Raw genomic sequence first — 26397 nt, forward strand, 5'->3', positions numbered from 1 at the left:
TGGCCGCTGTGTACGCGGTGATCCGCTCAGGGCGTGGGCCCGGCCGCGTGGACGCGGCGATCCGGCTGGGGCATGAACCTGGCCGGTGCGGACGCGGCTGTCCGGCCGGGAGTGGGCTCAGCCGGACGTGGCCAGCGTGAACGCGCCCCGGCTCAGGGAGATGAGCTCCCCGGCGGCCGTCCTCTCGTCGATCGCGCTCTGGGGGTTGTTGGTCAGCGCGGTGACGACGTAGGTCTTCCCCTTCGAGGAGCGGGCGCGGAAGGACAGGTCCAGGACCCCGATCTCGTCGCCGCCCTTGGCCCAGACGATCGGCCATTTCCCGGGGTTGAGCTGGAGCCCGAGGTCGTTGGCCGACATCACCTCGTGCAGCGGCTTGCTGTTCAGCGCGGTCAGCCCGGCGTAGGCACGGCAGACGTCACGGGGCGAGCCGAACCACTCCAACCGGTCGATCTCGCGAGGCTTGTCCCAGGGCTTGATGTCCGTCAGGGCCTGCTTGGCGACCGTGTTCTTCAGGTAGGCCGCCTTCTTGGCGGTGCTGAGGGACAGGTAGGCGTCGGCCTGCCCGGGGTAGTTGACGCCCTTGAGCAGGAAGAGCTCGCGCGTGGTGAGGAAGGGGACGTTCTGCTTGGCGTGGCTCGACCACCGGCGCATCGTGGTCTCCACGGCCTTGCGGCCGACCGTGTGGATGAGGATGTCGGTGGCGGTGTTGTCGCTGATCGAGATCATCAGCTTGGCGGCCTCCCGGACCGTGACGGTGCTGTTGTCCGGCCGTTCCGCCAGGCCGCCCACGCCCAGGCTCCTCCACTCGGGCTTGATCGTGAGCTTGGTGTTCCAGCTCAGCTTGCCGTCACGGACCTTCTCGGCCACGGCGCCCATCACGTAGAGCTTGAAGATCGAGCCCAGGGGCTGCGCCCTGTCCGGATTCACGGCGTGGACGACCTCGCACCGGCCCCGGGAGTCGATCTCGGCGGCGAGGAAGCCGACCTCGGGGGCCGCCTCGCGGAGCCGGGTGTCGAGCTGCTTCCAGCTCGTGGGGGAGGGGGGAGGGGGCGGCGTGGGGAGCGTCACCCCGATCAGGTCGATCTTCCCCGCCGTGTCCACGCGGATCTGGACGATGAACTTCTGGCCGCCGATCGTGCCTGCGCCGACCAGGGCCGTCGGCGTCACCGTGGTCAGCTCCTCCAGTTGGAACCCGGTCACGTTCTTGAGGAACGCGTTGAAGCCGTCGGCCGTCAGCGCCTGGAGATAGGCGCCGTTCAGGTGCTCGCCGAGCTCGCTCTCCGTGAGAGGCGCCCGGTTCGGCGCGTCGAGGAACCAGCGGAGCTGCCTGCCCGCCGGGCTGTCGGGGATCTCCGGGGCGGCGGTGACCACCTGGGCTGTGGACGCCGTCGCGGCCTGTCCCCCGCCCGCGAGCGCCGCGAGGGGGACGGCCGCCGTGACGACGGCGAGGGCCAGGAAACGCGTCGACCGGAACGGTAACCGCACGAGAGACTCCTCATCACTGGTGTCGTGGCCACCTATCCGGCGGCCTTGATCCAAAACTAGGACGGGCCGCGGCACCGCACCATCCGGCGGACCTCCGTCTTCCGGGGTGCGGCGAACCGCACCGAATGTGCGGACAACCTCATGGACGGCGGCCCCTCCGATAGGCCACCCTGCCTTCCATGACCTTCCCCGCTCCGGTCCGCGTGCTCGCCGCCTCGATGGCCGTGGTGGCGGCGGCGGGGATGGTCGTGGGTGAAATACTGGTCGTTGGTCTGCCCCTGCCGATCAGCGAGTGGTTGTTCGTCGCGGCGTGCATGCCCCTGCCGGCCGTGGGCTGGCTCATCGCGGTCAGGCGGTCCGACAACGTCTACGGCTGGCTGCTGCTGGCCTCCGCCGACTGCCTGGGCCTCAGCATCCTCGGGGTGGGTCTCATGGCGAGGAACGGCGCCGATCAGGGACTCGTATCGATCCTCGGAGCCTCGCTGACGTCGCTGAGCACGGTTTTCTACGGCCTGACCTGGGTTTTCGTCCCCCTGCTGTTCCCCGACGGGCGCCTGCCCTCGCGGGGCTGGCGCGTGGGCGTCTGGATCGCCGTGACGTCGATCGCCGCCCACTGGCTGGGCGTGCTCCTGTTCCCGGACGAGATCTGGGCCGGTGCCCCCTCCGGCGGCAACCCGCTGGGACTCGATGGGACGGCCGGTCTGCTCGCGGCGGCCGTGGGCGGGACGGGACAGGTGGTCACCTACCTGGTGGGGCTGTCGGTGCTCGTCTCCCTGATCCGCCGCTGGTGGCGCAGCACCTCCATCGAGCGCCGCCGGCTCCGCTGGATGGTCGCCGGTTCCGGAGTCACCCTGGTGGGATTCGCGCTGACGCTGCTGATGGCGGGGGAGAGCCAGGCGGCGAGCTGGGTCGGCGTCATGGTCGCCATGGCCACGCTGCCCGCCGTGATCGTGGTGGCCGTGTTCCGGCACAACCTGCTCGACGTCCGGGTGGGAATCCGGGGTTCGCGATTTTTCCTGATCTTCGACCTTCGCCCGACGGTGGACGAGCTCCTGACGGAGCTCGGCCCGGGGCTGGAGGAGGCCGAGCCGGTGGAGCAGCTGGGCAGGCTGGCGGGAGCCGTACGGGCGGGGCTGGAGACGCGGTGGGCGGCCGTCACGCTCGCGGACGGCACGCGGGTGGTGGCGGGGCGGGAGGAGGGAGAGGCCGTGCTCACCGTTCCGGCGGGGCTGGGGCACATCGAGTGCGGTCCCAAGGTCGCGGGGCGCCTCACCTCCGAGGACCGGAGGCTGCTCGCCGCGCTGGCGGTGCCGATCGGGCTGGCGATCCAGAACGCGGGGCTGGTGGCCCGGCTGGTCAACGCGCAGGAGGCCGAGCGCCGGCGGATCGAGCGCAACATCCACGACGGGGCGCAGCAGCAGCTCGTCGCGCTGATCGCCGGGCTGGAGCTGGCCCGCGCGACCGGCGGCGGGGCCGACAGCCTGACGCTCCTGCGCGAGCAGGCCCGCCAGACCCTCAACGACCTGCGGGAGCTGGCGGCCGGGATCCACCCGTCGGTGCTCAGCCAGGGTGGCCTGGTGGAGGCGGTCGAGGAACGTTGCTCGGGCCTGCCGGTGGCCACGAAGGTGGCCGCCGACCCGGCCCTGCGCGCACGGCGCTTCCCCGACGAGGTGGAGGGGGCGCTGTACTTCACGGTGAGCGAGGCGATCGCCAACGCGCTCAAGCACGCCTCGGCCTCCCGGATCGAGGTACGGCTGACGCAGTCCACCGGCCGGCTCGACGCCGTCGTCCTGGACGACGGAAAGGGCTTCGACCTGGACGCGACCGGCCGCCGGGGACTGGGCGCGCTGGCCGACCGGATGACCGCCCTCGGCGGCGGGCTGGACGTGTCGGGCGGACCCGGCGAGGGCACGCGGGTGCGCGCCTGGGTGCCCGTGCCCGGCTGAACGGACGCGGACCGTCCGGGCGCCGAGAACGGCGGACGCGGGGGCGGAGACCGGCCGGGCACGGCGGACGCCCCGAGCGGAGACTCCGATGGTCGGCCGGGTACGGCGGGCGCTCCGTGCGGGGACCTCCGATGGCCGGCGGGGGACGGCGGGCGCCCGGACGGAGGTCAGCCGAAGACGGCCGGCGGCGGGACGGGGACGACCACGGCGTCGCCGTCGTTCAGCGACCGGGCCCCGGCGACGAAGTTGACGAGCTCGTCGCCGTACACGCACCGGGCCTGGGTGAGGCCGCCCGCGGCCCTCCGGGTCAGGCCGGCGAAGGGGAGTTCGACGCGGGACGCGGCGACGATGAGATTGCCGAAGCGGCGTCCCCGCATGACGCCGGGCTCGGCGAGCAGAGCCACCTGGGGAAAGGTGCCCCGGATGGTGGCGATCATCCGGCGGGCGAAGGCCAGGCCCTTGCCGTCCGCGACGTTGACCAGCAGGGTGCCGGCCGGGCGCAGGACCCGGGCGGCGTCGCCCATGTATTCGGAGGTGGCCAGGTCGATCGGCATCGTGGCGCCGCTGAAGGCGTCCAGCACGATCAGGTCGGCCGAGTCGTCCTGGAGCCCGGCGGTGGCCGTACGGCCGTCGAGGACCCTGACCTTGAGCCGGGGCACCGACTTGAGCCGCAGCTGATCCCTGACGAGCTGGACGAGGTCCCCGTCCGGCTCGGCGACGATCTGCCGGGATCCGGGGCGGGTCGCCGCGACGTAGCGGGGCAGGGTGCAGGCGCAGCCCCCCACGTGCACGGCGTCCAGCGGGCCCTCACCCAGGAGGTCGATCACCACGGCCATCAGCTGAACGTATTCGAAGTCGAGATAGGTGGGGTCGTCCAGATCCACGTAGGACTGCGGGACGCCGTCCTTGGAGATCACCCAGCCGGAGGAACGGTCCAGGTCCTGGAGGAGGTCGACCTCGCCGAAGGTCACCGGATAACGGCCCGGCATCGGCCCCTTTGATTCCCGCCTGACCATCAGATCCGTGCCTCTTTCCTCTGATACACACCCGGAGGGAAATCCTTGGAAGAAACCGTATGTGTAGTCGAGCGGTCCTCGCGCTCGTCGTCACCGTTTACGGCAGATCACAACCTACGGTGACGTAACTTACGCTACCGTAGGTTTATGACCATGACCGGCACCGAAAGGCTCGCACTTCCGGAGTCCATCAAGCCTCGTCTCCGCGGCTGGCTGCACGCCGCGGCCCTGCCCGTCGCGCTCGTCGCCGGGTTCGCCCTCGTCGCCCTGGGCCCCACCCTGCAGGCGCGGCTCGCCGCCGCGATCTACGCGATCACCTCCGGCCTGCTCTTCGGCGTCTCGGCCACCTACCACCGGGGCACGCTCTCCCCGCGTCTCGAAGGGGTGCTGCGCCGCCTCGACCACGCCAACATCTACCTGATCATCGCGGGCACCTACACCCCGTTCGCGATGCTGGCCCTGGACGGGCCGGCCAGGACGGCGGTGCTCGGGGTGATCTGGACCGGCGCGATCGCCGGGGTGCTGTTCCGGGTGCTGTGGACCGGCGCGCCCCGATGGCTGTCGACCGCGCTCTACATCGGCCTCGGCTGGACGGCCGTCTTCGTGCTCCCCCAGCTGGTGGAGGGCGCGGGAGCGCTCGCGGTGGCGCTGCTTTTCGCGGGAGGGCTGCTCTACACGGCGGGCGGGGTCGTGTACGGCCTGCGCCGCCCCGACCCCTCTCCCCGCTGGTTCGGCTTCCACGAGGTCTTCCACGCCTTCACCGTCGCCGCCTACCTGGCCCAGTACGTCGCGGTGTCCCTGGTGGTGTACGCGGCGAGGTAGGGCGCCGGCGGTGCGAGGTCGGGCGGGCCTCCGGGTTCCGCGCCGGTCGGCTCGCGGCACGCCCAAAGCGGCGTGCCGCGAGCTCCGGGCGGGTCAGCTCGCCGCGAGCCCGAGACGGCGCATCGCGAGCTCCGCGTAGAGCGCGGCGCCGTCGGGGAGGACCGCGTTGTCGAACAACGCCTCCGGGGCGTGGTTGTAGGCGGTCTTGCCCGGATCGGCGCCCGTCGGGCACGCGCCGAGCGCCACGAACGCCGACGGCACCTCGTCACAGACGAAGGAGAAGTCCTCCGAGCCGGTGAACGGCTGGGGAGCCGGGAGGAACCGGTGCTCGCCGTACACCTCGCGGACGGTCGAGCCCACGAAGTCGGCCTCGGTGTGGTTGTTGACCGTGACCGGGTAGTTCACCTCGTAGTCGGCGTCCACCTCCAGCCCGTGGGCCGCCGCGATGCCCTTCACCAGGGTCACCACCCGCTCCTGGATCCGCGCGTGCGCGTCGGCGGAGAACGACCGGATCGTCGTCTCGAACCGGGCCTCCTCCGGGATGATGTTGTCGGCGGTGCCCGCGTGGAAGCTCCCGACGGTGACGACCACCGGGTCGAACACGTCGAACCCCCGCGTCACCATGGTCTGCAGCGCGGTGACCATCTCGCAGGCGGCGGGGATCGGGTCCTTGGCGCGGTGCGGCGACGAGCCGTGGCCGCCCGCGCCGCGCACGGTCACGACGAACTTGTCGGCGGCGGCCATCATCGGCCCGCCCTTGGTGACGAACGTCCCCTGGGGGATCACCGAGCTGATCACGTGCAGGGCGTAGGCGGCGACCGGGCGCTCGCCCGTCGCGTCCAGCACACCCTCGTCGATCATGATCTTCGCGCCGCCCTGGCCCTCCTCGCCCGGCTGGAACATGAAGAGCACGTTCCCGGCGAGCCGGTCACGCCTGGCCGCCAGCAGGTGCGCCGCCCCGGTCAGCATGGTGGTGTGCAGGTCGTGGCCGCAGGCGTGCATCCGTCCGGCCACCTGCGAGGTGACGGCCGCGCCGCTGCGCTCGGAGACGGGCAGGGCGTCCATGTCGCCCCGGAGCAGCACGGTCGGACCCGGCTGGGAGCCCCGAAGCACCGCGGTGATCGAGCTCAGACCTTCGCCGAGTCGTACCTCCAGGGGGAGCCCCGAGAGCGCCGTCAGCACCTTCTCCTGGGTGCGCGGGAGGTCGAGGCCCAGTTCGGGCTCCTGGTGCAGGGCGTGGCGGAGACGGATGAGTTCGTCCCGCATGTCGATGGCGGACTCGTGAAGGGACACCGAGCATCCTCCTGGAGATCTGGCAGTAAATGTCCTGGAGTGGACGATAGCTCTGTTTTAACCGAATTGTGGTCTCTTGGTGGCGATCTTCTGGAAAGGAACAGGACACACGGGGAGGGAACATGGAAGAGCTCGCTCGCACCTGGTGGGTGTATCTGATTCGCGGCCTGTGCGCGCTCCTGTTCGGTCTGCTGGCGCTCATCTGGCCGGGGATCACGCTGTACGCCCTGGTCGTGGTCTTCGGCGTGTACGCCATCGCCAACGGCGTCTTCGAGTTGTTCAGCTCGGGCCGGGGAGGAGCGCGGAGCTGGATGGTCGTATCCGGCGTCGGCAGCATCCTGATCGGCGCCGCGGTCCTCCTCTGGCCGGGGATCACCGCGCTCGTTCTGCTGCTCCTCATAGCGGCCTGGGCCGTCGTCGTCGGCATTCTGGAGATCGTGGCGGCGATCAGGCTGCGCAGGGTCGCGGCGGGGGAGTGGACGTTCGTCGTCAGCGGGGCGCTGGCGGTGCTGTTCGGCGTTCTGCTGTTCCTCTGGCCCGTCGCGAGCGCGATGGCCGTCCTCTGGCTCATCGGCGTCATGGCGATCCTGTACGGGATCTCCCTGGTGGCGATGGCGTTCAGGCTGAGGGGGGTCGGCTTTCACCGCCCGGGAACCTCGGAAAGACCTCACCCCGTCTGACGGGCGAAGAATCTTCACAGATAGTGAACTGTCTGCGTAAGATTTCCGTATAGATGCGTCATGAGCGGGGGATCATCTTTTCAGGTTCAACGTGGAGGAGACATGGACGTACACGGCTGTCTCGCTCGTCATCTGCTCGTCGACGGCTACCGGCTGGTGCTGGACCTTGAACGGAGCCGGGGCTCCCGGCTCGTCGACGCCCGCAGCGGCCGGAGTTATCTGGACTTCTACACCTGCTTCGCCTCGGCGCCGCTGGGCATGAACCCGTTCGACGATGATCCGGACTTCCTGGCCGTGCTCGGACGGATCGCCGCGAACAAGCCCGCCAACTCCGACCTCTACACCAGCCATCTCGCCGACTTCATCGAGACGTTCACGCGTGTCCTCGGTGATCCCGAGCTGCCGCACCTGTTCTTCGTGGAAGGCGGGGCGCTCGCCGTGGAGAACGCGCTGAAGTGCGCCTTCGACTGGAAGAGCCGCCACAACGAGGCGAACGGGCGCTCCCCGGAGCTGGGCGCCAAAGTGCTCCACCTCACCCGCGCCTTCCACGGGCGCAGCGGATACACCCTCTCGCTGACCAACACCGACCCGGTCAAGACCGACCGGTTCCCGAAGTTCGACTGGCCCCGGATCGAGGTGCCCGCGATCCACCTCGGCGACGTCGAGGCGGCCGAGGAGCGGGCACTGGCCGCGGCGCGGGCGGCTTTCGAACGGCACCCGCACGACATCGCCTGCTTCATCGCCGAACCCATCCAGGGCGAGGGCGGGGACAACCACATGCGGGCCGAGTTCCTGCTGGCGATGGAACGGCTCTGCCACGAGTACGACGCGCTTCTGATCATGGATGAGGTGCAGACCGGGGTGGGGATCACCGGCACTCCCTGGGCGTACCAGCAGCTGGGCATCCGTCCAGACATCGTCGCCTTCGCCAAGAAGGTCCAGGTGGGCGGGATCATGGCGGGCCGCAGGGTCGACCTGGTGCCGGACAACGTGTTCCAGGTCAGCGGCAGGATCAACTCGACCTGGGGCGGCGGCCTGGTCGACATGGTCCGCTCCCGGCGGATGCTGGAGATCGTGGAGCGCGACGGCCTGATCCCGCGTGCCGGGGAACTCGGCGGCGCGCTTCTCGCCTCCCTGCTGAAGGTCCGGGACCGTTTCCCCGAGCTGGTCGAGAACGTCCGCGGGCGCGGCCTGATGTGCGCCTTCGACCTGCCGGATCCGGCGGAGCGTGACCTCCTGGTCTCCTGCCTCAGGGAGAACGAGGGGGTGCTCGTCCTGTCGTGTGGCGAGCGGTCGGTCCGGCTCCGCCCGGCGCTCTCGGTCACGTTCGACGAGCTGGAAGAGGGGGTGGCCGCCGTCGACCGGGTCCTGGAGTCCTTCAGGGACCTGCGGCTGTCGGCGTAGCGGTCCGGAGGCCGTCCGTCGGCGTGCGGGGCGTCGCTCTCCCGGAGGCCGCCTGCCGGCTCGGAGATCGTCTCCCGGTCGTGAGCCGCCCGTCGGCCCGTGACCGCCTGTCAGCCTGGAAGCCGCCTGTCGGCCTGCGACGGCCCGTCAGTCTGGAAGCCGCCTGTCAGCCCATGACCGCCCGTCAGCCCGCGAGCCGCCTGTCAGCCTGGAAGCCGTCCTTCGGTCTGGAGGTGCGTCGGCTCCTCGCAGGCGGCTCGCTCCAGCCAGAGGCCGATCGCGGTGACCCGGGAGTCCACGCCGAGCTTGGCGTATATCCGGTTCACGTGGTTCTTCACGGTTTTCTCGCTGAGAAACAGGTGCTGGGCGATCTGCCCGTTGGAGCGACCTGTCGCGATCAGTTCCATGACCTCGGTCTCGCGCCTGCTCAAGCCCGTCACGACTCTGGGTTCGGCGTCGAACGGGGCATCGTCGACTCTCATCCGGCCTCCGTGGCAGCGAACACGGTCAGGTCGCCGAAACCCCCGGTCTTACGGCGTAGCGATAGCAGCGAGCATAACCCGCTATATCCATTTTTGGTGGCAAGTGGCAGGTTCAGAAAAACAGAACGGCCGGTCCCGTAGGACCGGCCGTTCTTCTGGGGTGAGTGACGGGACTTGAACCCGCGACATCTAGGACCACAACCTAGCGCTCTACCAGCTGAGCTACACCCACCATGTCTGCCGCAGCAGCACATGGAAAAGCATAGCGGTTTCTGGGAGCTGTTTCGCACAGGCTTTCCGGCGAAGGCTCAGGGAGTGCGGCTGGAAACGCTCTCCGCCAGCTCGCGGGCGGTGGCGGAATCGGGTCCCGGCTGGGGCACGAAGACCGCCGCGCGGTAGTAGCGCAGTTCCCTGATGCTCTCGGTGATGTCGGCCAGCGCCCGATGCCCGCCCTGTTTCTCGGGCGAGGCGAAGTAGACGCGTGGGTACCACCGCCGGGCGAGTTCCTTCACCGAGGAGACATCGATCATCCGGTAATGCAGGAAGGCGTCCACGGAGGGCATGTCACGGGAGATGAACGACCTGTCGGTGGAGATGGAATTGCCGCACAACGGAGCCTTCTTGGGCTCCTTGATGTGGCTCTTGATGTATTCGATCACCATGGTCTCGGCCTCGGGCAGCGTGACGCCGCCACCCAGCACCTCCAGCAGGCCGGAGGCGGTGTGCATCTCCCGCACCACCTCCGACATCTGCTCAAGCGACTCGGGCGGAGGCTTGATGACCACGTCCACACCCTTGTCAAGCTGGTTCAGCTCGCCGTCGGTGACCACGCAGGCCACCTCGACGAGCGCATCACGGCCAAGGTCGAGTCCGGTCATCTCACAGTCGATCCAGACCAGCAGATCACTCATAGCCTTCAGGGTAGTACTCCCTTCAGGAGAGCTTGAGCGACTTGACCACTCGGTCGGTCACCGACGCGTCGAGATTGTCCGGCACGGACACGTAGACCAGGGCCGGAGGGTTGGCCGTTCCCCGGTCCACGATCACGAAGGCGCCTCGCTCCTTCTTCCACTTCCAGCCGTTGGCCTCGGCCTCCTTGGAGAAGTCCAGGTCGAACATGAGCACCCAGGCGTCCTTGCCGCTCACCTTGATGGCCTTGTCCTGGGTGATCTTCCGTAGGTGCTCGGGGCTGTAGTAGACGGGCTCGACGGTCTGCAGCAGCGTCGCCGCGATCGTGCGCATGCTGTCGACGCCGCTGTAGGGCAACCCCCGGGGAAGCTCACCGGTGAAGATGTTGCCCAGCCAGTTGGAGCCCTCGCCGTCGTAGTCGGCATGGGATACCGCGACGGCCGCGGTGTTCCACCGCAACCCCAGCGGATCGGGGGCGACGCTCGCGGGCACCTGCCACGGTGAGTCGGGAAACTCGTAGGACAGGCCGGTTACGGGGTCCTGCACGCGTCCGTCCCTCGGCTGGGGCAGCGGGGGAGCGCTGTCCGAGGGATCCGGGACGGACGGCGGGAGCGTCGTCTCCGGCGCCGTCTCCGGCGTCGGCTCGAAGCTCGGCTCCTGCGCCGAGGGCAGCGGGACGGGAGCGCTCGCGCCGGTCTCGCTGCCGGGGTTGATCAGGAACATCGCGGCGACCACGATGACGACGATCAGGGCCACCGCTCCGCCGCCGCCCAGGATCCACGGCAGCGGGCTCTGCTTCCGCGGCGGCGGGCCCGACGGGTACCCGAACGAGGGGGCGGGCATCTGCATCGTGTTGCCGCCGGGCGCGCCCCAGTGCGGCCGGTCCATGCCCCCCTCCTGCGTCGGCACGGCCGGCCGGTTCCACTGCGGCCCCGTGGTCTCCCGGGACTCGGGCGGAGGTCCGCCGGGCACGGGAGGCCCGGCGGGGCTGGGGTGGAGTCCTGTCGGCTGGGGCGAGGGCCCGGTCTGCGGCGCCTGGGGCGCGGGCTGCCCGGTGGGGGCGTCCGTGGGGTGCGTGGCGTCGGTCCACTGACTTCCGTCCCACCACCGCAACTGTGGCGAGCCGTAGGGGTCGGGGTACCAGCCGGGTGGGGTCTGCGTGGTCATGGCCGCCAGAGTAGTAAGAACCGCTTAGCAGTGCATTATTGCCCTTGCGTGTCACTCATGAACATTTGTAGGTAAATGTCGCCTTGTCCTGGAGCTTCCTGCCCTGGGGGAGCGGGGAGAGCACCTGCAGGGTGGCGGTTCCCTTGAAACTTCCCTCGCCCTTGACCGTCCACTCCAGGCTCACCTCGTGTGAGGTCTTCCCGGCCATGACCTGGTCGGTCTGCGTGATCGGGGCCTTGCGGTCGCTTCGCTTCCACTGATAGCGAACCTCCCCGGCCGAGCCGTTGGTCGAGAGCACGCCCACGATCTTGACGGTCGTGTCGCACCCCTGTGTCTTCTTGGGGGCGACGACGTCCACCCCGGCCACCTCCAGGGGGGCCGACGAGCCGCGGAACAGCCAGAGCGCCAGCCCGCCCAGCACCATCAGCGCGAGGATCACCGAGGCGAGGATCGTCCGGCCCCGCCGCTGCCTGGCCGGGACCCGGCCGGCCCGGGACCCGGCCGCGGGCGCCTCGGTCCACTGCTGGTCACGGCCGGCCCGCCAGATCTGGGCGGCCGTGGTGTCCGCCGGCACCCCCGGCCCGAACCGCATGACCACGTCTTCGGTAGGGCGCTCGCCGGGCCTCGGGGCCCCCAGCAGCGTGACGATCTCTCCCTGGTCCGGTGTGACCGGCGTCCGCGCCGGGCGCCTGACCTGGGTGGGCATGTCGCGTTCCGCCCGCCGCCGCATGATCTCCACCAGCCTGTCGCGGGTGACGAACCCCGGTGGCAGCAGATCACGCCCGGCGAGCAGGACGTCGCGGGCCGGGGCGAGGCCGAGGTCGGAGGCCGTCGCCGCCGCTCGGTCGAGCAGTCCGGCCGATCGGGGGTCGTGCGGGGCCCAGCCGGCGGCCAGGCCCCGCGCGAGCGAGGCCCAGGCCGCCACGTCCCGCTCCGGAGCGGGGGGACGCCCGAGCAGCGCGTCGGCCAGTCCCCGCTCGGCGAGCAGCGCCGACCCGTCAGGGGCGATCACCACGGTGCCGGGATGCAGCGCCCCGTGGGACAGCCCGGAGGCGTGTACGGCCAGCAGCGTCTGGGCGACCTCCACGAGGACGGTGGCCGCGCTGCCCGCGTCGGGCCGTGGGATTCCGGGCACGTCGGACAGCAGATCGGCCACGGTCGGGCTGACCGGTGCGGCGGTGAGCAGCCAGATCTCGTCCTGGGCCGTGATCAGGTCGGCGATCGGAACCAGCCCGGTCATGCCGCTCTGGGCCAGCCTGCGGTCCGCGATCACGGCCGAGACCAGGCGGTCACGCGTCGCGCGATCGGTGATCAGCTGTGGATCGAACCTGAGCGCGGTCCCGGGCCGTCCGTCGGCCGAGACGGCGGACGACCAGGTGCCCAGATCGTCGACCCAGGTGTGTCCGGCCAGCCGGTATCCGGCGATGTTCGCCCCGCCGGTGTTCATCGTCGTGCTCGTTCAGCCATTACCGCCACCTCTGGTTCGCCTTCTCTCCGACGTGAACGCCGGAGAGGACTCCCATCGCATCGGGCGCGGGGGTTCGCGCTTCACGAGCCTGCCCGGCGGCAGGGCTCCCCGCGCCGCCACCGTCGATCCGGTGACCTCGTCGGACCGATGAAACGATGAAACACAGCCGCACCCGGCGGCGTGGTTGTCGCACGCCCGTTCGACCAGAACAGACATTGTCACGGGTGTTCGCCTTACTTCAAGGAGTTTCACCGAAGACGTGGCCGGCTCCCCGGAGAGCGCTCCACACGGCCCTCATCTCCCGATCGACAACCGGAGTACGGGGGTCGTCCCGACGGTGAGAGAGACGGTCAGTCTCGGCGGGTCCTCCTTGCCGGGAGGGTTCTCCTCGACCGGGGGCGTGGGAACGGACGGATCGACGGGCGGCGGGTTGGAGGGCGGTGTGGAAGGTCTTCCCGTCGGGGACGGCGGCGGTGGCGGCGGTGTCGTCGGTGGCGGGGTGGGAGTGGTCCGCGGCGGCCGAGCCGACGGCCGGGCGGGCGTGGGGAAGTCCGGAACGCCGATGGTGGAGCTGCCGGCGGAGGGGGTCGGCGAAGGCGTCGTGCGGGGCTTCCTCGTCGGTACGGCGGTCGGTTCGACCGGCGGCCTCCTGGTGGGTTTCACCGACGGCTCGGGCTTCGGGAGGGGATCGCCGGTGGGGGGCGCGGGAGGAGGGGTGGGCGCGGGGGTGCTCGCGGTGGCCGCCGGCTCGGGTGTCTCCCCGGTCGGCTCCTCTGTGGGCTCCTCGGTGGGCTCACCGGCGTCCTCGGCCGGGACGATCGTCTCCGCCGGCTCCGAGGGGCTCGGCTCCTGCGTGGTGGCCGTGCCCCTCGTCCGGAGGTCGGTCGTGCTGCCGGCGTTGACCAGCACCGCGGTCATGCCGCTGATCGTCGCGACACACCCGAGGCCGACGAGGACCTTGACCCCCAGCTTGCCGGCCAGGGACGTTCCCCCGTTCTGGCTCCGCCCCCGGTTTCGGTTCCGGCTACGGTTCCAGCCCCGGCCCCCGCCCTCGCCGAGATCCGTCTGGGCCAGAGAGGTGCTGGCGCTCCCGGGGGCCGGTGCGCCCTGCGGGAACAGCGAGGCCAGGAGCAGGGCGATCCCCGCCAGGCGCCGACGGCCGCGCTCCTGCCACTCCGGTCCGTAGGCGTCGGCGGCGACGGCCTCCAGCTCGGTGAGGAAGGCGGCGGCGGACGGCGGACGGTCGGCCGGATCCTTGGCCAGGCCCCGCTCCACCAGCCCCCGCAGGGGCGGCGGCACCTCCTCGACGGGCGGTGGCGCGACCTGGTGCTGCCGGGCCAGCGCTGCGGTGTTCGTGGCGCGGAAGGGCCGGGTGCCGGTCAGGCACTCGAAGAACACGACGGTGGCGGCGTAGACGTCGGTGGAGGGCCCGGCGGGGCCTCCGCTCCACTGCTCGGGCGCCATGTAAGGCGGCGTGCCGGCCGGGGCGTCGTCGTCGCCGGAACGGACCGCGATGCCGAAGTCGACGAGCTTGCTCGTCCCGCCGGCGTCGACCATCACGTTCTCCGGCTTGAAGTCGCGGTGCACGACGCCGGCCGCGTGCGCGGTGGCCAGCCCCAGCAGGGAGCCCTTGAGCACGACCAGCGCGGCCTCCGGGCCGGTCGGCCCCTCGGAGCGCAGGAGCGCGCGCAGGACGACCCCGTCCACCAGCTCCATGACGATGGCCGCGCCCTCGCCGGTTTCGATGTAGTCGTACAGCCGGACGGAGTGGGGGCTGTCCAGAGCGTGGAGCACCCGTGCCTCGCGCCGGAAACGCGCCACGAAACCGACGTCGTTCCGGAGCTCGTCGGACAGATACTTGATCGCCACCATGACGCCGTCGTCGTCGTGCCGCGCCATCACGACGGAGCCGCCGGCACCTGCGCCCAACTCGCGGATCTCGGTGTATCCGGGGACTCGCCATCCTGACGCCGTACCGTGCATAACGGTCTCCTCAGTTGCCTGGGCCCCCACCCATAACAGACGAACCGTAGCTTAGCGATCCACGATCGTTTTTCCGGTACCAACCGCAAAACAGTGTCACAGAGTGAGAGCGATCAGTGACCATCCCGTGACACCGCGATCACGTGACCCGTTTCGGGGGCGCCTGGGCGGTGTCCTTCGATGACGGCGGCGCGCTCGGGGCGGGGATCGGCGAGATCGTACGGACGATCGTCGTCTTCGGCTTCACCCGCACCGTGTGGGCCACCGTGGGGGTCGGCCTCGGCCTGACCGTGGGTCTCGGTTCGGGTCTGACCGTGGGCCTCGGCCTGATCGTGCGGGTGGCCGTGGGTCTCGGTTCCGGTTTCACCGTGCGGGTGGCCGTGGGGCCGGGGGCCGGCTTGACCGTGCGGGTGGCCGTGGGCTTCGCGGTCGGTTCGGGACACGGCGGAGTCCTGCCGTTCGCGCTGCCCGAGGCTCCCGCCGGGTCGCCGGTCGCCACCACGCTCCACGCCGTCCCGCAGGCCACCCTCGGGAAGGCGAACCTGACCGTCGGCGTGTAGCTGGTTCGCCCGGACAGCGGCACGACGGCCTGCCGTACCGTCTGGCCGGCGCGGAAGACCACCCGCAGGCGCACCTGCCGGGTGTTCGAGGTGTCCACGATGACCGAGACCACCCCCGCGCCTCGCGCGTTGAGGCCCGCCCGCGAGACGTCCACCCGGCGCACCTCGGGCTTCGGCGGGCCGGGGGTGGGAGGGGGTTCGGGGGAGCCGGAGGGGGACGGGGTGAGGGTCTCGGACGGGGGCCGCGGCGACGGGGAGGCGGTCGAGGAGGAGGGGGACCCGGACGGCGAGGCCGAGGAGGACGGCGGGACGGGCTGGGAGACCGACGGCTCGGCGGAAGGGGGCTCGGAGGGCCCCGGGGGTGATCCCGGCGGGGACGCGGAGGAAACCGCGGAGGCGGAGCCCGTGGGGGCCGGCGGCGAGGAAGGGGGATCCTGGCCCGGCACCCCGGGAGACGGGGCCTGCGGGGGTTCGGCGGCGGCGATATCGATCCTCTGGGTCTCCGGTGACCGCTCGCCGGCCAGCGCGTACATGCCGACGCCGCCCGCGATCACCACCAGCCCCGCCCCCACCGCGACTCCCACGCTCTTCGTGCGCAGCCTGCCGAGCACCGTCCGGAACAACGTGGTCCCGGCCGCCGGGCCGGGCTCGTTGAGCCGGAACAGCAGGGGGAGCAGCGCCACCAGCGCGGCCAGTTTGCGGCGCCCGCGTTCCTCCCAGTCCTCGCCGTACCCCGCGACGGCCGCGGTCTCCAGTTCGGTCACGAACCCGGCGGCGGTGGACGGGCGGTCCGCCGGATCCTTCGCCAGGCCTCTGGTGACCAGTGTCCTGACCGCGTCGGGAACCTCCTCCACCGGGATCGACGCGTTCTGGTGCTGGTACATCAGCACGGCCCGCTCGGTCGCCCGGTACGGCCGGTGCCCGGTCAGGCACTCGAAGAAGACGATGGTCGCCGCGTAGACGTCCGTGGCGAAGGACGCGGGACCGCCCGTCCACTGCTCGGGTGCCATGTAGGGAGGGGTGCCCGCGGGCCGGTCGGTCTCTCCGGCGTGTACGGCGATGCCGAAGTCGACCAGCTTGCTGTTGCCGTCGGCCTGGACGAGGACGTTCTCCGGTTTGTAGTCCCGGTGCACCAGCCCGGCGTGGTGGGCGGCCGCCAGCCCCGTGAGCGAGCCCTTGAGCACGACCAGGGCCGCCTCGGGGCCGGTCGAGCCGTGTTCGCGGAGCAGCTCCCGCAGGGAGACGGCGTCGACGGCCTCCATGACGATCGCGGCGCCCCCGGCCACCTCGACGTATTCGTAGAGCTGCACCACGTTGTCGTCCGCCAGCTCGACCAGGAGCCTGGCCTCGGCGCGGAAGCGGGCGAGGAAGTCCGGGTCGTCCCTGAGCTGCTCGGCCAGGTATTTGATGGCGACCTGGGCGCCCGAGTCGTCATGCCGGGCGAGCACCACCCGGCCACCGCCGCCCGCGCCGAGCTCGCGCAGCTCGGTGTATCCGGGGAGATTCCATTCGATGGCCGTCATCTGCCGCACTCCAGCTTCCGGGTCCCGGGCGAGGGACGTCCCTAGGAAGACGTGTGCCCTCTGGGACCGGTTTGCCGGAGGGGCCTTACCTAATGGGTATGGTTCGGGACGAGACGTGTTCGGGGACGTCCAGATCCAGGGTCATCGCCGGGTCGGCCTCGGGGACGCCCCAGGCCGAGTGGAGCGGCAGGACCCCGGCCCAGACCGGCAGCGCGTAGTCCTCCTCGTCGTCGAGCGGCGGGCCCTGCCGTACCTTCACCGACGCCTCGGCCAGGGAGAGGGCGAGGACCGAGGTCGCGGCGAGTTCCTTCCTGGTCGGCTTGCGCGCGGCGTCCCACTGACCGGGGGCGAGCTGCTCGGTGATCGCGCGCAGACCCGCCAGCCGCTCCTCGTCCTCCTCCACCGGGCGGAGATGGCCGTAGATCATGGCGGAGCGGTAGTTCAGCGAGTGGTGGAAGACCGAGCGGGCCAGTACGACACCGTCCAGATGGGTCACCGTGACGCAGACGTCGCCGGTGCCCCGCAGGGAGGTGGAGCCGGTGGAGCCGTGCAGGTAGAGGGTGTCGCCGATCCGGCCGTAGCCGGTGGGGACGACCATCGGGGCCCCGCCGACCACGACGCCCAGGTGGCAGACCAGCCCGGCGTCCAGCACCGCGTACAGGTCCTCGCGGTCGGTGAGCCCCCGGTGCTTCGAACGGCCGAGGGTGGTGCGGGGAGTCGTAGAGAGCATGGCCCTAACCTAAGGAGAAGTGGATATCGGGAACACATCCACTCATTGCCGCTTCCGGGAGACCACTTTGCCGCGACGCTCCGTCGACCTGCCCATCTCGGTGGACCGCGGGGCCGCCACGGCTCTCGTGGTCCAGCTCGGCGACCGGCTCCGCACCGCCATGCGCGACGGCACCCTCAAGTCCGGGGAGCGCCTGCCCTCCACCCGGGCCCTCGCCCGGCAGCTCGCCGTCAGCCGCACCGTCGTCACCGAGGCCTACCAGCAGCTCTACGCCGAAGGCTGGCTCGACGGCCGTCACGGTTCCGGCACCTACGTGGCCGAGATGGTCGTCCACGTCCCGCCCGCCGCCGGCTCCGAGCCCGGGTACGGCCTGCGATACGGAGACGCTCCCGAGCCCGGCCGCGGGGACGCCGGCGCGCCCGGCCCCGGCTTCGCCGCCGCCCCTGGAGCCGGCGACGGGCGCGACCTTGGAGCCGGTCCCGTCCCCGGAGCCGGTGACGGGCGCGGACCGGGGTACGGCCTCGCCTCCGGGTACGGCCTCGCCTCCGGGTACGGCGGCGCGCCCGCGTCGCCCGCCGGGACCACCCGTCCCCGATCCGGCGAGTCCATGATCGACCTGCGCCCCGGGCAGCCGTGGGTCCGCGACTACGACCAGGCGGCGTGGCGCAGGGCGTGGCGCAGGGCGGCCGACCTGCCGCCGGGCGTCAGCCCCGACCCCTACGGCCTCCCCAGGCTCCGCGAGGCCCTGGCCGAGCACCTCCGCAGGACCAGGGCGATCCCCGTCGGGCCGGAGAACATCATGATCACCAGAGGTACCGGCAGCGGGCTCGACCTCATGGCGGCCACGGTCCTGCGTCCCGGTGATCGGGCGGGCGTCGAGGAGCCCGGCTACCGCGTCGCCAGGAACGTCTTCGCCGCGAGGGGCGCCGAGATCGTGCCCTGCCCGGTCGACGAGGACGGTGTCATCGTGGACGGGCTCCCCGGCGACCTGCGCGTCCTCTACACCACTCCCGCGCACCAGTACCCCCTCGGCGGGCGCCTCCCCGTCCCGCGCAGGGAACGCCTCCTCGCCTGGGCCCGCCGTACGGGCGCCCTCGTCGTGGAGGACGACTACGACGCCGAGTTCCGTTACGACGTCGCCCCGTTGCCCGCCCTCCACGGTCTCGACCCCGAACGGGTGATCCTGCTCGGCACCCTCTCCAAGTCCCTGTCGCCCGACGTCGGCGTCGGCTGGCTGGTCGCCGCGCCGCTCCTTCTCGCCGCCGTCGCCCAGACCCGGTACGACCTGGCCGACCGCACCAGCGGCCCGGTCCAGCAGGCGGTGGCCGTGCTCCTGGAGAAGGGGGACCTGGACCGGCACCTGCGCCGGATGCGGCTGGAGTACGCGCGGCGCCGCGCCGCGGTCGTGGACATCCTCGGCTCCCGGATCATGGGCGACACCGCGGGGCTGCACGTCATGGTGGAGTTGCCCGCGCACACGGTCGAGCCCCTGGTCGAGGCCGCCCGGGACCGGGGCGTGCTGCTCGACGGGACGACGCGCCACCACCACGGCCCGCCGGTCAGGCACGGCCTGGTGATCGGGTACGGCTCCGCCTCGCTCGCCGAGGTCAGGCGGGGAGTCTCGGTGATCGCCCAACTGATCGGTTGACGCGGCGGCGGGGCGTGGGGAGGGATCGGGCCACGGCCGTGGAGAGCGGCCGGACGGCGCGCCGACGGGGAGAGGGATCGGCCACGGCCGTGGAGAGCGGCCGGATGGCCCGCCGTCGGGGCGGGGAGAGGGATCGGGCCGCGGCCCGGTGAGCGGTCCGGGCTCAGTCTCGGCTCATGGCTCCTGGATGGAGGTGCGCAGGCGGCCGAAGGTCTTCAGCACGCGGTCCGCGGTGCTCCTCAGGGCCGGGTTGGACAGGATCGTTCCCCGCGCCTTGCGGGCCGGCACCCGGAGCATCCAGTGCACCCCCGCTCCGGCGGTCGGCCGGGCGATCCGGCCCTCCGCCACCTCGTACTCGCCGTTCTTGAGCTTCTCCTTGTACTCCTTCTCGCCACGGCCCATGTCGATGATCTGGATGCCCGCCTCGGCCGCCTTCTCGGCCATGGCCAGGTGGTGGATCAGGCCGGGGGAGTACTTCGCGTAGGAGGTGTCATAGGCGGGGAACCAGCCCGCGAGCGTGGTGCCGGTGCGCACGCCGAAGTGGCCGGCCACCGGCCTGCCGTCGACGTAGAGCATGTCCAGGACCCCGCCGAAGTGCTCGGTGTCGGTGGCGAGCAGCCGCTCGACCAGTTCCACGATCCAGGGCCTGGCGAACCTGTCGGTGCGGCCGGTGCGCCGGTACTGATCGGTCTTCCAGCCGAGCAGCGTGTGCAGCGGCGCGAGATCGGTGGTGGCGTAGTCGTGGTGGATCGATCCCGCGTCACGCTGGAGTTTGCGGGTCTTGTAGGCCGTCGAGCGGTAGGTCTTGCCGGATTTCAGCTTGATCGTCTCGATGTACGACGCGTAGCCGTCCCGGAGATCGATGATCGGCGACGGATACCGGGCATGCCCGGACTGGAGCAGCGGCTGCCCCGGGATCAGGTGGTCGAACTCGAACACGGCCAGATCGCAGGCCTTGATCAGTTGATACGGATCGATCTCCAGGTCCTTGGCGTGGACCAGTCCCTGCGCGTCGGTCAGCCCCGCCGCCACCGGCATGCCGATGCCCATCGGGTGCCGTTCGAAGGGGAGGAATCCCACCACGTCGGGCCCGTCGTGCAGCACCGCGACGCGGACGCGGTCCTGCAGGGCACCCACGGTGAGGGTGAACTCCGGCGACAGGAACGGGCTGTCGAAGGCGGGATCGGCCCCTTGAAGGGTCCTCCACTGGTCGAGGTCGGAAGTTCCGAGGTCACGGGGACGAACGATTGAGATGCGCATGAGCTCCTACCGGGGTATGGGGGGTTCCCCTACGACATCCTGTGTGCGTTGAACCCAGCATGCTGGTCGGCACGTAATGTAGCGATAAAAGAGCTGAGAGTGTTCGACGGCTCTCGGGACCGCCCCGTTTCGGGGGTCTCGATCAGGTCCTCGTCCCCTCGGCCGGGGCGTTCCGACTAGCGGCATCGACCCGAGTGGCGTTCTAATTGAGGGCTATGAGCACCCCTGGGATCGACTGGAACCGTCTGGTCGGATGGATGGCCGCCAACGCACCCGATGCCGGGGAGCCCACCGGGATCTCCCTGATCGCCGGTGGCAGGTCCAATCTCACCTACGTCGTCGAGGCCCGGGAGCGCCGCCTGGTGCTGCGCCGCCCGCCGCTGGGGCACGTGCTGCCGACCGCCCACGACATGAGACGCGAGTGGCGGGTGATCTCGGCCCTCGCGCCGACTCCGGTCCCCGTGCCCGAACCGGTGGCCTTCTGCGGTGACGAGGACGTGATCGGCGCGCCGTTCTATCTCATGGGACACGTGGAGGGCGCGGCCGTGAGGAACGAGGGGGACGCCGCCGGAATCCCCGCAGGGCAGATCCGCCGGCTGTCCGAGCGGCTGGCCGAGGTGCTCGCCGCCATCCACGCGATCGACTACGAGGAGGTGGGGCTGGGCGACTTCGGCCGCCCCGAGGGCTACATGGCCCGCCAGCTGAAGCGCTGGGGCCAGCAGTGGGAACGGTCGAAGACCGCCGAGTTGCCCGAGTACGACCGGCTGGTGGCCCGCCTGCGCGACCGCCTGCCCACCCGTTCCGCCTCGGCGCTGGTCCACGGTGACTACCGGCTGGACAACACGCTGGTGCGGCTCTCGCCCGATCCCGACATCCTCGCCGTCGTCGACTGGGAGATGTCCACGCTCGGTGACCCGCTCGCCGACCTGGGCCTCACCCTGACCTACTGGCAGGACCCCGGCGATTCCGAACGCGCCTCGATCCCGGTCGCCGCCGGCGTCACCCTGGCCCCCGGGTTCCTCGACACCCGCGAGTTCGCCGCCCACTACGCCAAGATCTCCGGCGCCGACCTGTCCGATCTGAACTTCTACGTGGCGTTCGGCAACTACAAGCTCGCGGTGATCGTGGAGGGCATCCACGCCCGGTTCAAGCAGGGCAAGACCGTGGGGGAGGGCTTCGAGAACATCGGCGCGTCCGTTCCCACGCTCATCGAGCGGGCCCATCGCATCCTGGAGGGCTGAGGGACGCCAGGGCGCCTCCCGCCGCGGAGCCCGGGGGGCGCGTCACGCCTCCGAGGGTCGCGGCGCGGATCCCGGTAGAAGATTCAAGTGATCTGAAAGTCACGGCGATTACGCTGAGAGAGTGACCGGTAACACTTGGCTGTGAGCCGACCTGGTCACGGGCGGGTCGGTTCTCGGTTGTGGAACGCTGCAATGGCTTGGTCACGGAACGCTTCAACGGGTTGACGGTGAGGAGCGATGAACCGGTGATACCGACTAACGGACGGCATCAGCGACGGCGCCAGGTCTGGCCGATCGCGCTGGGGGCGACGGCTGTGACGGTGGTGCTCCTCGTGGGGATCCTCACGCTGGCCTCCACACCGGTCGAACCCAGGGGAGAGGTCATGACGGCCGCCCCGTCCCAGGCGGCGCCGGTGATCGAGCCGCCTCCGGCGTTGCGGGGCTGGCCGCGCTGGGGGCTCACCCACACCGAGTTCAGCGCGGGCAACGAGGCCGACCGGGCCTCCCGGTCCGCCTCGCACCTGCTCAGCCGGGTGCCCATGCTCCAGAACCAGCACATCATGGGCTGGGGTGTGGGCAACCCGGAGCCCGCCCCGGGCAAGTACAACTTCCGTGACCTCGACGACCGGATCAAGTTCATGGGCGCCTCCAGCGCCGTCCCGGTGATCACGCTGTGCTGCGCACCCGACTGGATGAAGGGCGGCACCGCGGGACGCACCGACTGGACACGGCTGGAGACCGCGCCCAAGCGCGCGAACTTCGACGACTTCACCGACCTGGCGGTGACGGTGGCCAAGCGCTATCCGACCGTCAAGCACTACATGGTCTGGAACGAGTTCAAGGGCTTCTGGAACCCCGCGAACAACCGCTGGGACGCGGAGGGCTACACCGAGCTCTACAACAAGATCTATGTCGCGCTGAAGGCGGTGAACAAGGACATCCAGGTCGGCGGGCCGTACATGTCGATGGTGAGTTCCAAGAACGACAAGAACTCCGAGATCCAGGGCGCCTGGGGGGTCGTCGACCAGCGCGACCTGGACGCGGTCGAGTACTGGCTTGAGCACAAGAAGGGCGCCGACTTCATCGTGGTCGACAGCGCCTCGCCCACCAAGGACGCCGGGCTGATCCCCGACGAGTTCACCGCGCTCGGCAAGTTCAGCGCGATCACCAACTGGTTGCGGCAGAAGAGCGACCTGCCGGTCTGGTGGGCCGAGTGGTACGTCGAGCCGCAGGCCAGCGGCTGGACCGAGGAGCGCCGCATCGCCGTGCAGACGGTGGCGATGATGGAGTTCGCCACCAGCGGCGCCACCACCTCGCTCTACTGGAGCCCCCAGCGCAGGTCCGGCAAGGCCGGCCAGGCGTGCCCGGGCTGCCTGTGGCACCCGAGCCAGGGCACGGAGCTGCCGATGGCGGGCATGCTGAGCGGCTTCGTCAAGTGGTTCCCCGCGGGGGTCACCCTGGAGAGCGTCACCTCCTCCGATCCCAAGGTGCGGGTGCTGGCGCAGGAACGGCAGCTCGTGATGGTGAACACCTCCAACGCGGCCGTGAGCACGACCGTGGACGGCAGGGTGTTCGACCTGAAGCCGTACGAGATCCAGTGGAGCGACCGCGGCGCCTAGCGCCGCGGTCCACCGCCCGCCCCCGGTCAAGGTTGCTGGGCCCGCCCCCGGTCAGGGCTGCTGGGCCTGCCTTCGGTCAGGGCTGCTGGGCGCCGATGACGACGAAGCGCTCAGCGATCACCACGAGGGCCACCAGGAAGGCGGGCACCGCGACCAGCAGGATCCACCGCCTCGCCCTGGAGACACGGCCGCGGCCTCGGCCGCGCAGGACGGACAGCTCGTAGGCGAACAGCGCGATCCACGTGACGCCCAGCGCGCCCAGGCCGATCGGGGTCCACGGAGAGGTGGGGTCACCGATCCCTGTCGAGGCGCCGGGCTCGGGGATCTCGACGCCCTCGGGGAAGGACTTCATCGTGTAGACGGCGGCGTCGTCACTGGTGAAGACCCGCTTGAGCTCCGGAGAGGCGTCGAGGGCGGTGCGGAACCGCGAGGCCCAGTCGTCCGGGAAGTTGTGGTTGAGCTGCAGGTAGCCCGCCTGTCCCCGGGTGGTGATGAGGTAGGTGTTGGGCGGCGAGACACGGAACTTGTCGATCACGGATGAGATCTGGGCCGGGTCTCTGGAGACGAGCGCCTGCTCGTAGGAGATCCTGTCGAAGTCCTTCTCCCCCCACGGAATGGCGGGGGTGACCTCCTCGCCGATCAGCGGGACCAGATACAGGACGCGGGCGCTCGGCTTGTCGTGGTCGTAGATGTAGTGCATAGCCGCGACCTCGTCGGCGGAGACCCGCTCGAACTGCTCGTTGCCGTAGCGGGCGACCAGGAAGGCCATCGACAGCGCCAGCGCGCACACGGCCGCCGACACCAGGGAGATCCGGCGGGTCAGCGCCGGGCCGAACCGGAAGCGCCCGCGGGCCGGCGCCGTCTCCTCGGGGGCGCCGGCCGTGGCGGCGGGAAGGTTGGGGAAGAAGGCGTAGGCGGCCAGGACGCAGGCGCCCGGCAGCGCGAACAGGTAGATCCGCAGGCCGATCTCGCCCCCGTAGTTCTGCAGGCCGAGGGCCAGCACGGGGGTGCACAGCAAAAGGAGCGCGGCCCTGTCGCCGACGCCGCGGCGCAGGCGGCGCAGCAGGCCGGTGGCGGCCAGGGCCAGGATGACGGCGCAGATCCCGAGCCGGGCCGTCAGCACGGGCGCGTGCTCGGGGTCGCTGCCGTCGATCCGGTCACCGGTGTTGCTCTGGAGGTTGTCCAGCACCCGGCCCAGGTCGCCGAAGAGCTCGTCGATGTGCCCGCTCCAGAAGGCCACCGTCTGGTAGCTGATCCAGGACAGTGCCACCAGGCCCAGGAGGAACGGGAGCCCCCAGCTGAGCGAGGTGCGCCGGAACAGGAGCAGGCCCGTCAGGATGCCGAGCATCATGAACGGGGTGATCTGGTGTGACGCCGTGGCGATTCCGAACAGGCCGATGAGCACGATGAGCATGATCGAACGGTCGTAGACGCCGGTGGGGCGACTCAGCTCGCCGGGGGTCAGCCCGCCCAGCCGGGCGGCCGCCCGCCGGATGAGGCCCCTGGAGGGCTGTGGTTTCCCGCGAAGGTCCCCACGGAGGTTCCCGTGAAGGTCCCCGCGGGGGTCCACCCTGCCGAACCAGCGCAGCAGGATCGCCACGAAGGCGAGGTAGACGGCGTAGGTGAAGCCCTGGGAGGAGAAGTAGTCCTGGCCGATCCACTGGACGATGACGAACAGCAGCGCGGCGAACCATCGGGCGCGGGTGGTGGCGACCACCTGGCGCAGGATCAGCACGAACGGCAGCAGGTAGAGGAGGTTCGACAGCAGAGGCGTCCACTGCATGATCGTCGTCAGGTCGGTGATCCCGGCCGCCTTCGTGACGAACGCGACCAGTGCGAAGAATCCCGGCCAGGCGAGGCGGGCGTCGAGGATGGCGGAGGACTCCCCGGTCCGGCTGATGTACTCCACGAAACCCGCGTGGACGTAGGCCGTGTGGAAACGGGCCTCGTTCTCGACCAGGGCCGCCGCGCCGTGGAGGGCGAAGGTGATCGCCGCGAGCTGGAAGAGCAGCAGGAACTTGCGGTCGGTGTTCTGCGCGATCGTGACGAAGAACGCGACGATCATCAGCATGATCGCGGCGAACGCGGTGCCCGGCAGGGCCGAGACGAGACCCAGGCCGTCGACCTCCGCCAGGTCCACGCCTCGCCACGGGCCCGGCGCCACCCGCAGGGCCAGCACGTACATGATCAGGCCCTCGACGGTGAGCAGCGGCGGCAGCCACACCGAGGCCGTCCGCATCAGCGTCGTCACCCGCGATCGCCTGACGGCGGGCGCGGCCGTCCCCGGCGGGTCGTCGGCCGGCGTCCGCGGGGGTGCGGGGAGGCGCACCTCCGCCGTGGTGTCGGTCTCCTCGGCCGGTGACGCCGTGGCGTCCGGAGCGCCGGCCGATGGACCCGCGGGGAGCGCCCCGGCCACGACGGTCTCGCCTCCGGAGCCGTCGCCTTCGGCCCGTGCCCCCTCGGGCGGAGCACCGGCGGCGTCCGCCGGGGTGGTCCGGCCCTTCGTGGTCTCGCCCTCGATGACGCGCACTCCCACCCCGCCGATCTCACCCGCGAAAGCGCCCCGCCCGGAGACGTTCCCCTCCGGGGTGTCCGAGGCGGGGGTGTCGGACGCCGGGGTGTCGGACGCGGGGGTGTCCGAAACCGGCGTGTCCGACGCCGGGGTGTCGGACACGGGGATGCCGGATGCCGACGTCCCGGCGTCCGGTCTTCCCATGGGATGGAAGGGCACCCGGAACGCGGGGATCCGGACGGTGGCGGTGACCTCCGGCGCGCCCTCCTCGCGCGACGAGCCGGAGGCGCCGGGAGACACCGGCCCGGTGGCCTCGCCTTCGGATCCGGCCGGCACCGGAGGCGCGGAACGCGTGGACCCGTTCTCATTGACCTCGGCGGTCTCCGCCGCCCCCGTTGTCACGTCATCGCCTGCCCGTTGCCTCACGTCGAACATCATGATGGTTGCGCGAACCCGGCTGGGGTGATCGGTTGTGAAGATTCGCCAAGGTTGAGCGTTATGCATGGGCAGGTAAAGACCAATGCCGCGATCGAAGATCGGCTCGCCGGCGGCGTCGGCTCCTGCCCGCCGAACCGCGCTCCCGACCGGTAATCCGTCGTCGTACTCATGTCCTGCCTCCCCCACGCCTCGGGCGTGTCTTTACGCGAGG

19 protein-coding genes and 1 tRNA gene are annotated in these 26397 nt (G+C 70.8%); 7 read left to right on the forward strand and 13 right to left on the reverse strand.

Annotated elements, in window-relative coordinates; all coding sequences use genetic code 11:
- Window positions 1–117: 117 nt before the first annotated feature.
- Window positions 118–1485 carry a serine hydrolase gene (locus tag J2853_RS44750; protein WP_307567997.1) on the reverse strand — a complete coding sequence of 456 codons (1368 nt, stop codon included), beginning with the start codon at window positions 1483–1485 and terminating at the stop codon, window positions 118–120.
- 179 nt (window positions 1486–1664) lie between these two features.
- Between J2853_RS44750 and J2853_RS44755 the strand changes: the two genes are divergently transcribed.
- Window positions 1665–3431, forward strand: coding sequence for a sensor histidine kinase (locus tag J2853_RS44755; protein WP_307567999.1), 1767 nt, complete (start codon window positions 1665–1667; stop codon window positions 3429–3431).
- Window positions 3432–3598: 167 nt separating this feature from the next.
- Here J2853_RS44755 and J2853_RS44760 read toward each other — a convergent pair whose 3' ends face one another.
- Window positions 3599–4420, reverse strand: a complete 822-nt coding sequence (locus J2853_RS44760; RefSeq protein WP_307568001.1) for a spermidine synthase — start codon at window positions 4418–4420, stop codon at window positions 3599–3601.
- A gap of 174 nt (window positions 4421–4594) precedes the next feature.
- Here J2853_RS44760 and trhA point away from each other — a divergent pair, with 174 nt between their 5' ends.
- The gene (gene trhA / locus J2853_RS44765; RefSeq protein ID WP_307568002.1) at window positions 4595–5269 is read left to right on the forward strand and encodes a PAQR family membrane homeostasis protein TrhA; all 675 of its coding nucleotides are present in this window, start codon (window positions 4595–4597) and stop codon (window positions 5267–5269) included.
- 93 nt (window positions 5270–5362) lie between these two features.
- Here trhA and J2853_RS44770 read toward each other — a convergent pair whose 3' ends face one another.
- Complete coding sequence (locus J2853_RS44770; RefSeq protein ID WP_307568003.1) at window positions 5363–6562, reverse strand: M20 metallopeptidase family protein; 1200 nt, start codon at window positions 6560–6562, stop codon at window positions 5363–5365.
- A gap of 122 nt (window positions 6563–6684) precedes the next feature.
- Between J2853_RS44770 and J2853_RS44775 the strand changes: the two genes are divergently transcribed.
- Together J2853_RS44775 and lat are read left to right on the forward strand one after the other, a co-directional pair.
- Window positions 6685–7242, forward strand: coding sequence for an HdeD family acid-resistance protein (locus J2853_RS44775; RefSeq protein WP_307568004.1), 558 nt, complete (start codon window positions 6685–6687; stop codon window positions 7240–7242).
- Window positions 7243–7344: 102 nt separating this feature from the next.
- Window positions 7345–8646, forward strand: a complete 1302-nt coding sequence (lat, locus tag J2853_RS44780) for an L-lysine 6-transaminase (protein WP_307568005.1) — start codon at window positions 7345–7347, stop codon at window positions 8644–8646.
- Between the two features lie 203 nt (window positions 8647–8849).
- On the opposite strand, the gene J2853_RS44785 is transcribed toward lat, so the two are convergent.
- The 8 genes from J2853_RS44785 to J2853_RS44820 form a co-directional block, all read right to left on the reverse strand.
- A complete protein-coding gene (locus tag J2853_RS44785) occupies window positions 8850–9128 on the reverse strand; it encodes a helix-turn-helix domain-containing protein (RefSeq protein ID WP_370879502.1) in 279 nt (92 codons plus the stop codon).
- A gap of 156 nt (window positions 9129–9284) precedes the next feature.
- Window positions 9285–9360 (reverse strand) — tRNA-His (locus J2853_RS44790).
- A 76-nt stretch (window positions 9361–9436) separates the two neighbouring features.
- Window positions 9437–10039: an oligoribonuclease gene (orn, locus tag J2853_RS44795; RefSeq protein ID WP_307568007.1), complete on the reverse strand. Its 603-nt coding sequence runs from the start codon at window positions 10037–10039 to the stop codon at window positions 9437–9439.
- Window positions 10040–10061: 22 nt separating this feature from the next.
- The gene (locus J2853_RS44800) at window positions 10062–11204 is read right to left on the reverse strand and encodes a DUF2510 domain-containing protein (RefSeq protein WP_307568009.1); all 1143 of its coding nucleotides are present in this window, start codon (window positions 11202–11204) and stop codon (window positions 10062–10064) included.
- Between the two features lie 55 nt (window positions 11205–11259).
- The gene (locus J2853_RS44805; protein WP_307568010.1) at window positions 11260–12651 is read right to left on the reverse strand and encodes a protein kinase family protein; all 1392 of its coding nucleotides are present in this window, start codon (window positions 12649–12651) and stop codon (window positions 11260–11262) included.
- A 315-nt stretch (window positions 12652–12966) separates the two neighbouring features.
- Entirely contained in the window at window positions 12967–14655 is a 1689-nt protein-coding gene (locus tag J2853_RS44810; RefSeq protein WP_307568012.1) for a serine/threonine-protein kinase, read from the reverse strand.
- Window positions 14656–14794: 139 nt separating this feature from the next.
- Window positions 14795–16738: a serine/threonine-protein kinase gene (locus J2853_RS44815; RefSeq protein ID WP_307568014.1), complete on the reverse strand. Its 1944-nt coding sequence runs from the start codon at window positions 16736–16738 to the stop codon at window positions 14795–14797.
- An 85-nt stretch (window positions 16739–16823) separates the two neighbouring features.
- Window positions 16824–17468, reverse strand: coding sequence for a pyridoxamine 5'-phosphate oxidase family protein (locus J2853_RS44820; RefSeq protein WP_307568016.1), 645 nt, complete (start codon window positions 17466–17468; stop codon window positions 16824–16826).
- Window positions 17469–17535: 67 nt separating this feature from the next.
- On the opposite strand from J2853_RS44820, the gene J2853_RS44825 reads away from it, so the two are divergent.
- Window positions 17536–19116, forward strand: coding sequence for an aminotransferase-like domain-containing protein (locus J2853_RS44825; protein WP_307568018.1), 1581 nt, complete (start codon window positions 17536–17538; stop codon window positions 19114–19116).
- Between the two features lie 174 nt (window positions 19117–19290).
- Here J2853_RS44825 and J2853_RS44830 read toward each other — a convergent pair whose 3' ends face one another.
- Complete coding sequence (locus J2853_RS44830) at window positions 19291–20376, reverse strand: GNAT family N-acetyltransferase (RefSeq protein ID WP_307568020.1); 1086 nt, start codon at window positions 20374–20376, stop codon at window positions 19291–19293.
- Window positions 20377–20591: 215 nt separating this feature from the next.
- Between J2853_RS44830 and J2853_RS44835 the strand changes: the two genes are divergently transcribed.
- The gene (locus J2853_RS44835; RefSeq protein ID WP_307568021.1) at window positions 20592–21617 is read left to right on the forward strand and encodes a phosphotransferase family protein; all 1026 of its coding nucleotides are present in this window, start codon (window positions 20592–20594) and stop codon (window positions 21615–21617) included.
- A 245-nt stretch (window positions 21618–21862) separates the two neighbouring features.
- Window positions 21863–23236, forward strand: coding sequence for a GH39 family glycosyl hydrolase (locus J2853_RS44840; protein WP_307568023.1), 1374 nt, complete (start codon window positions 21863–21865; stop codon window positions 23234–23236).
- Between the two features lie 76 nt (window positions 23237–23312).
- Here the strand turns inward: J2853_RS44840 and J2853_RS44845 are convergent, their stop codons facing one another.
- A complete protein-coding gene (locus J2853_RS44845; RefSeq protein ID WP_307568025.1) occupies window positions 23313–26174 on the reverse strand; it encodes a hypothetical protein in 2862 nt (953 codons plus the stop codon).
- Window positions 26175–26397: the final 223 nt, after the last annotated feature.

It is taken from the genome of Streptosporangium lutulentum (assembly GCF_030811455.1).
GTDB lineage: Bacteria > Actinomycetota > Actinomycetes > Streptosporangiales > Streptosporangiaceae > Streptosporangium > Streptosporangium lutulentum.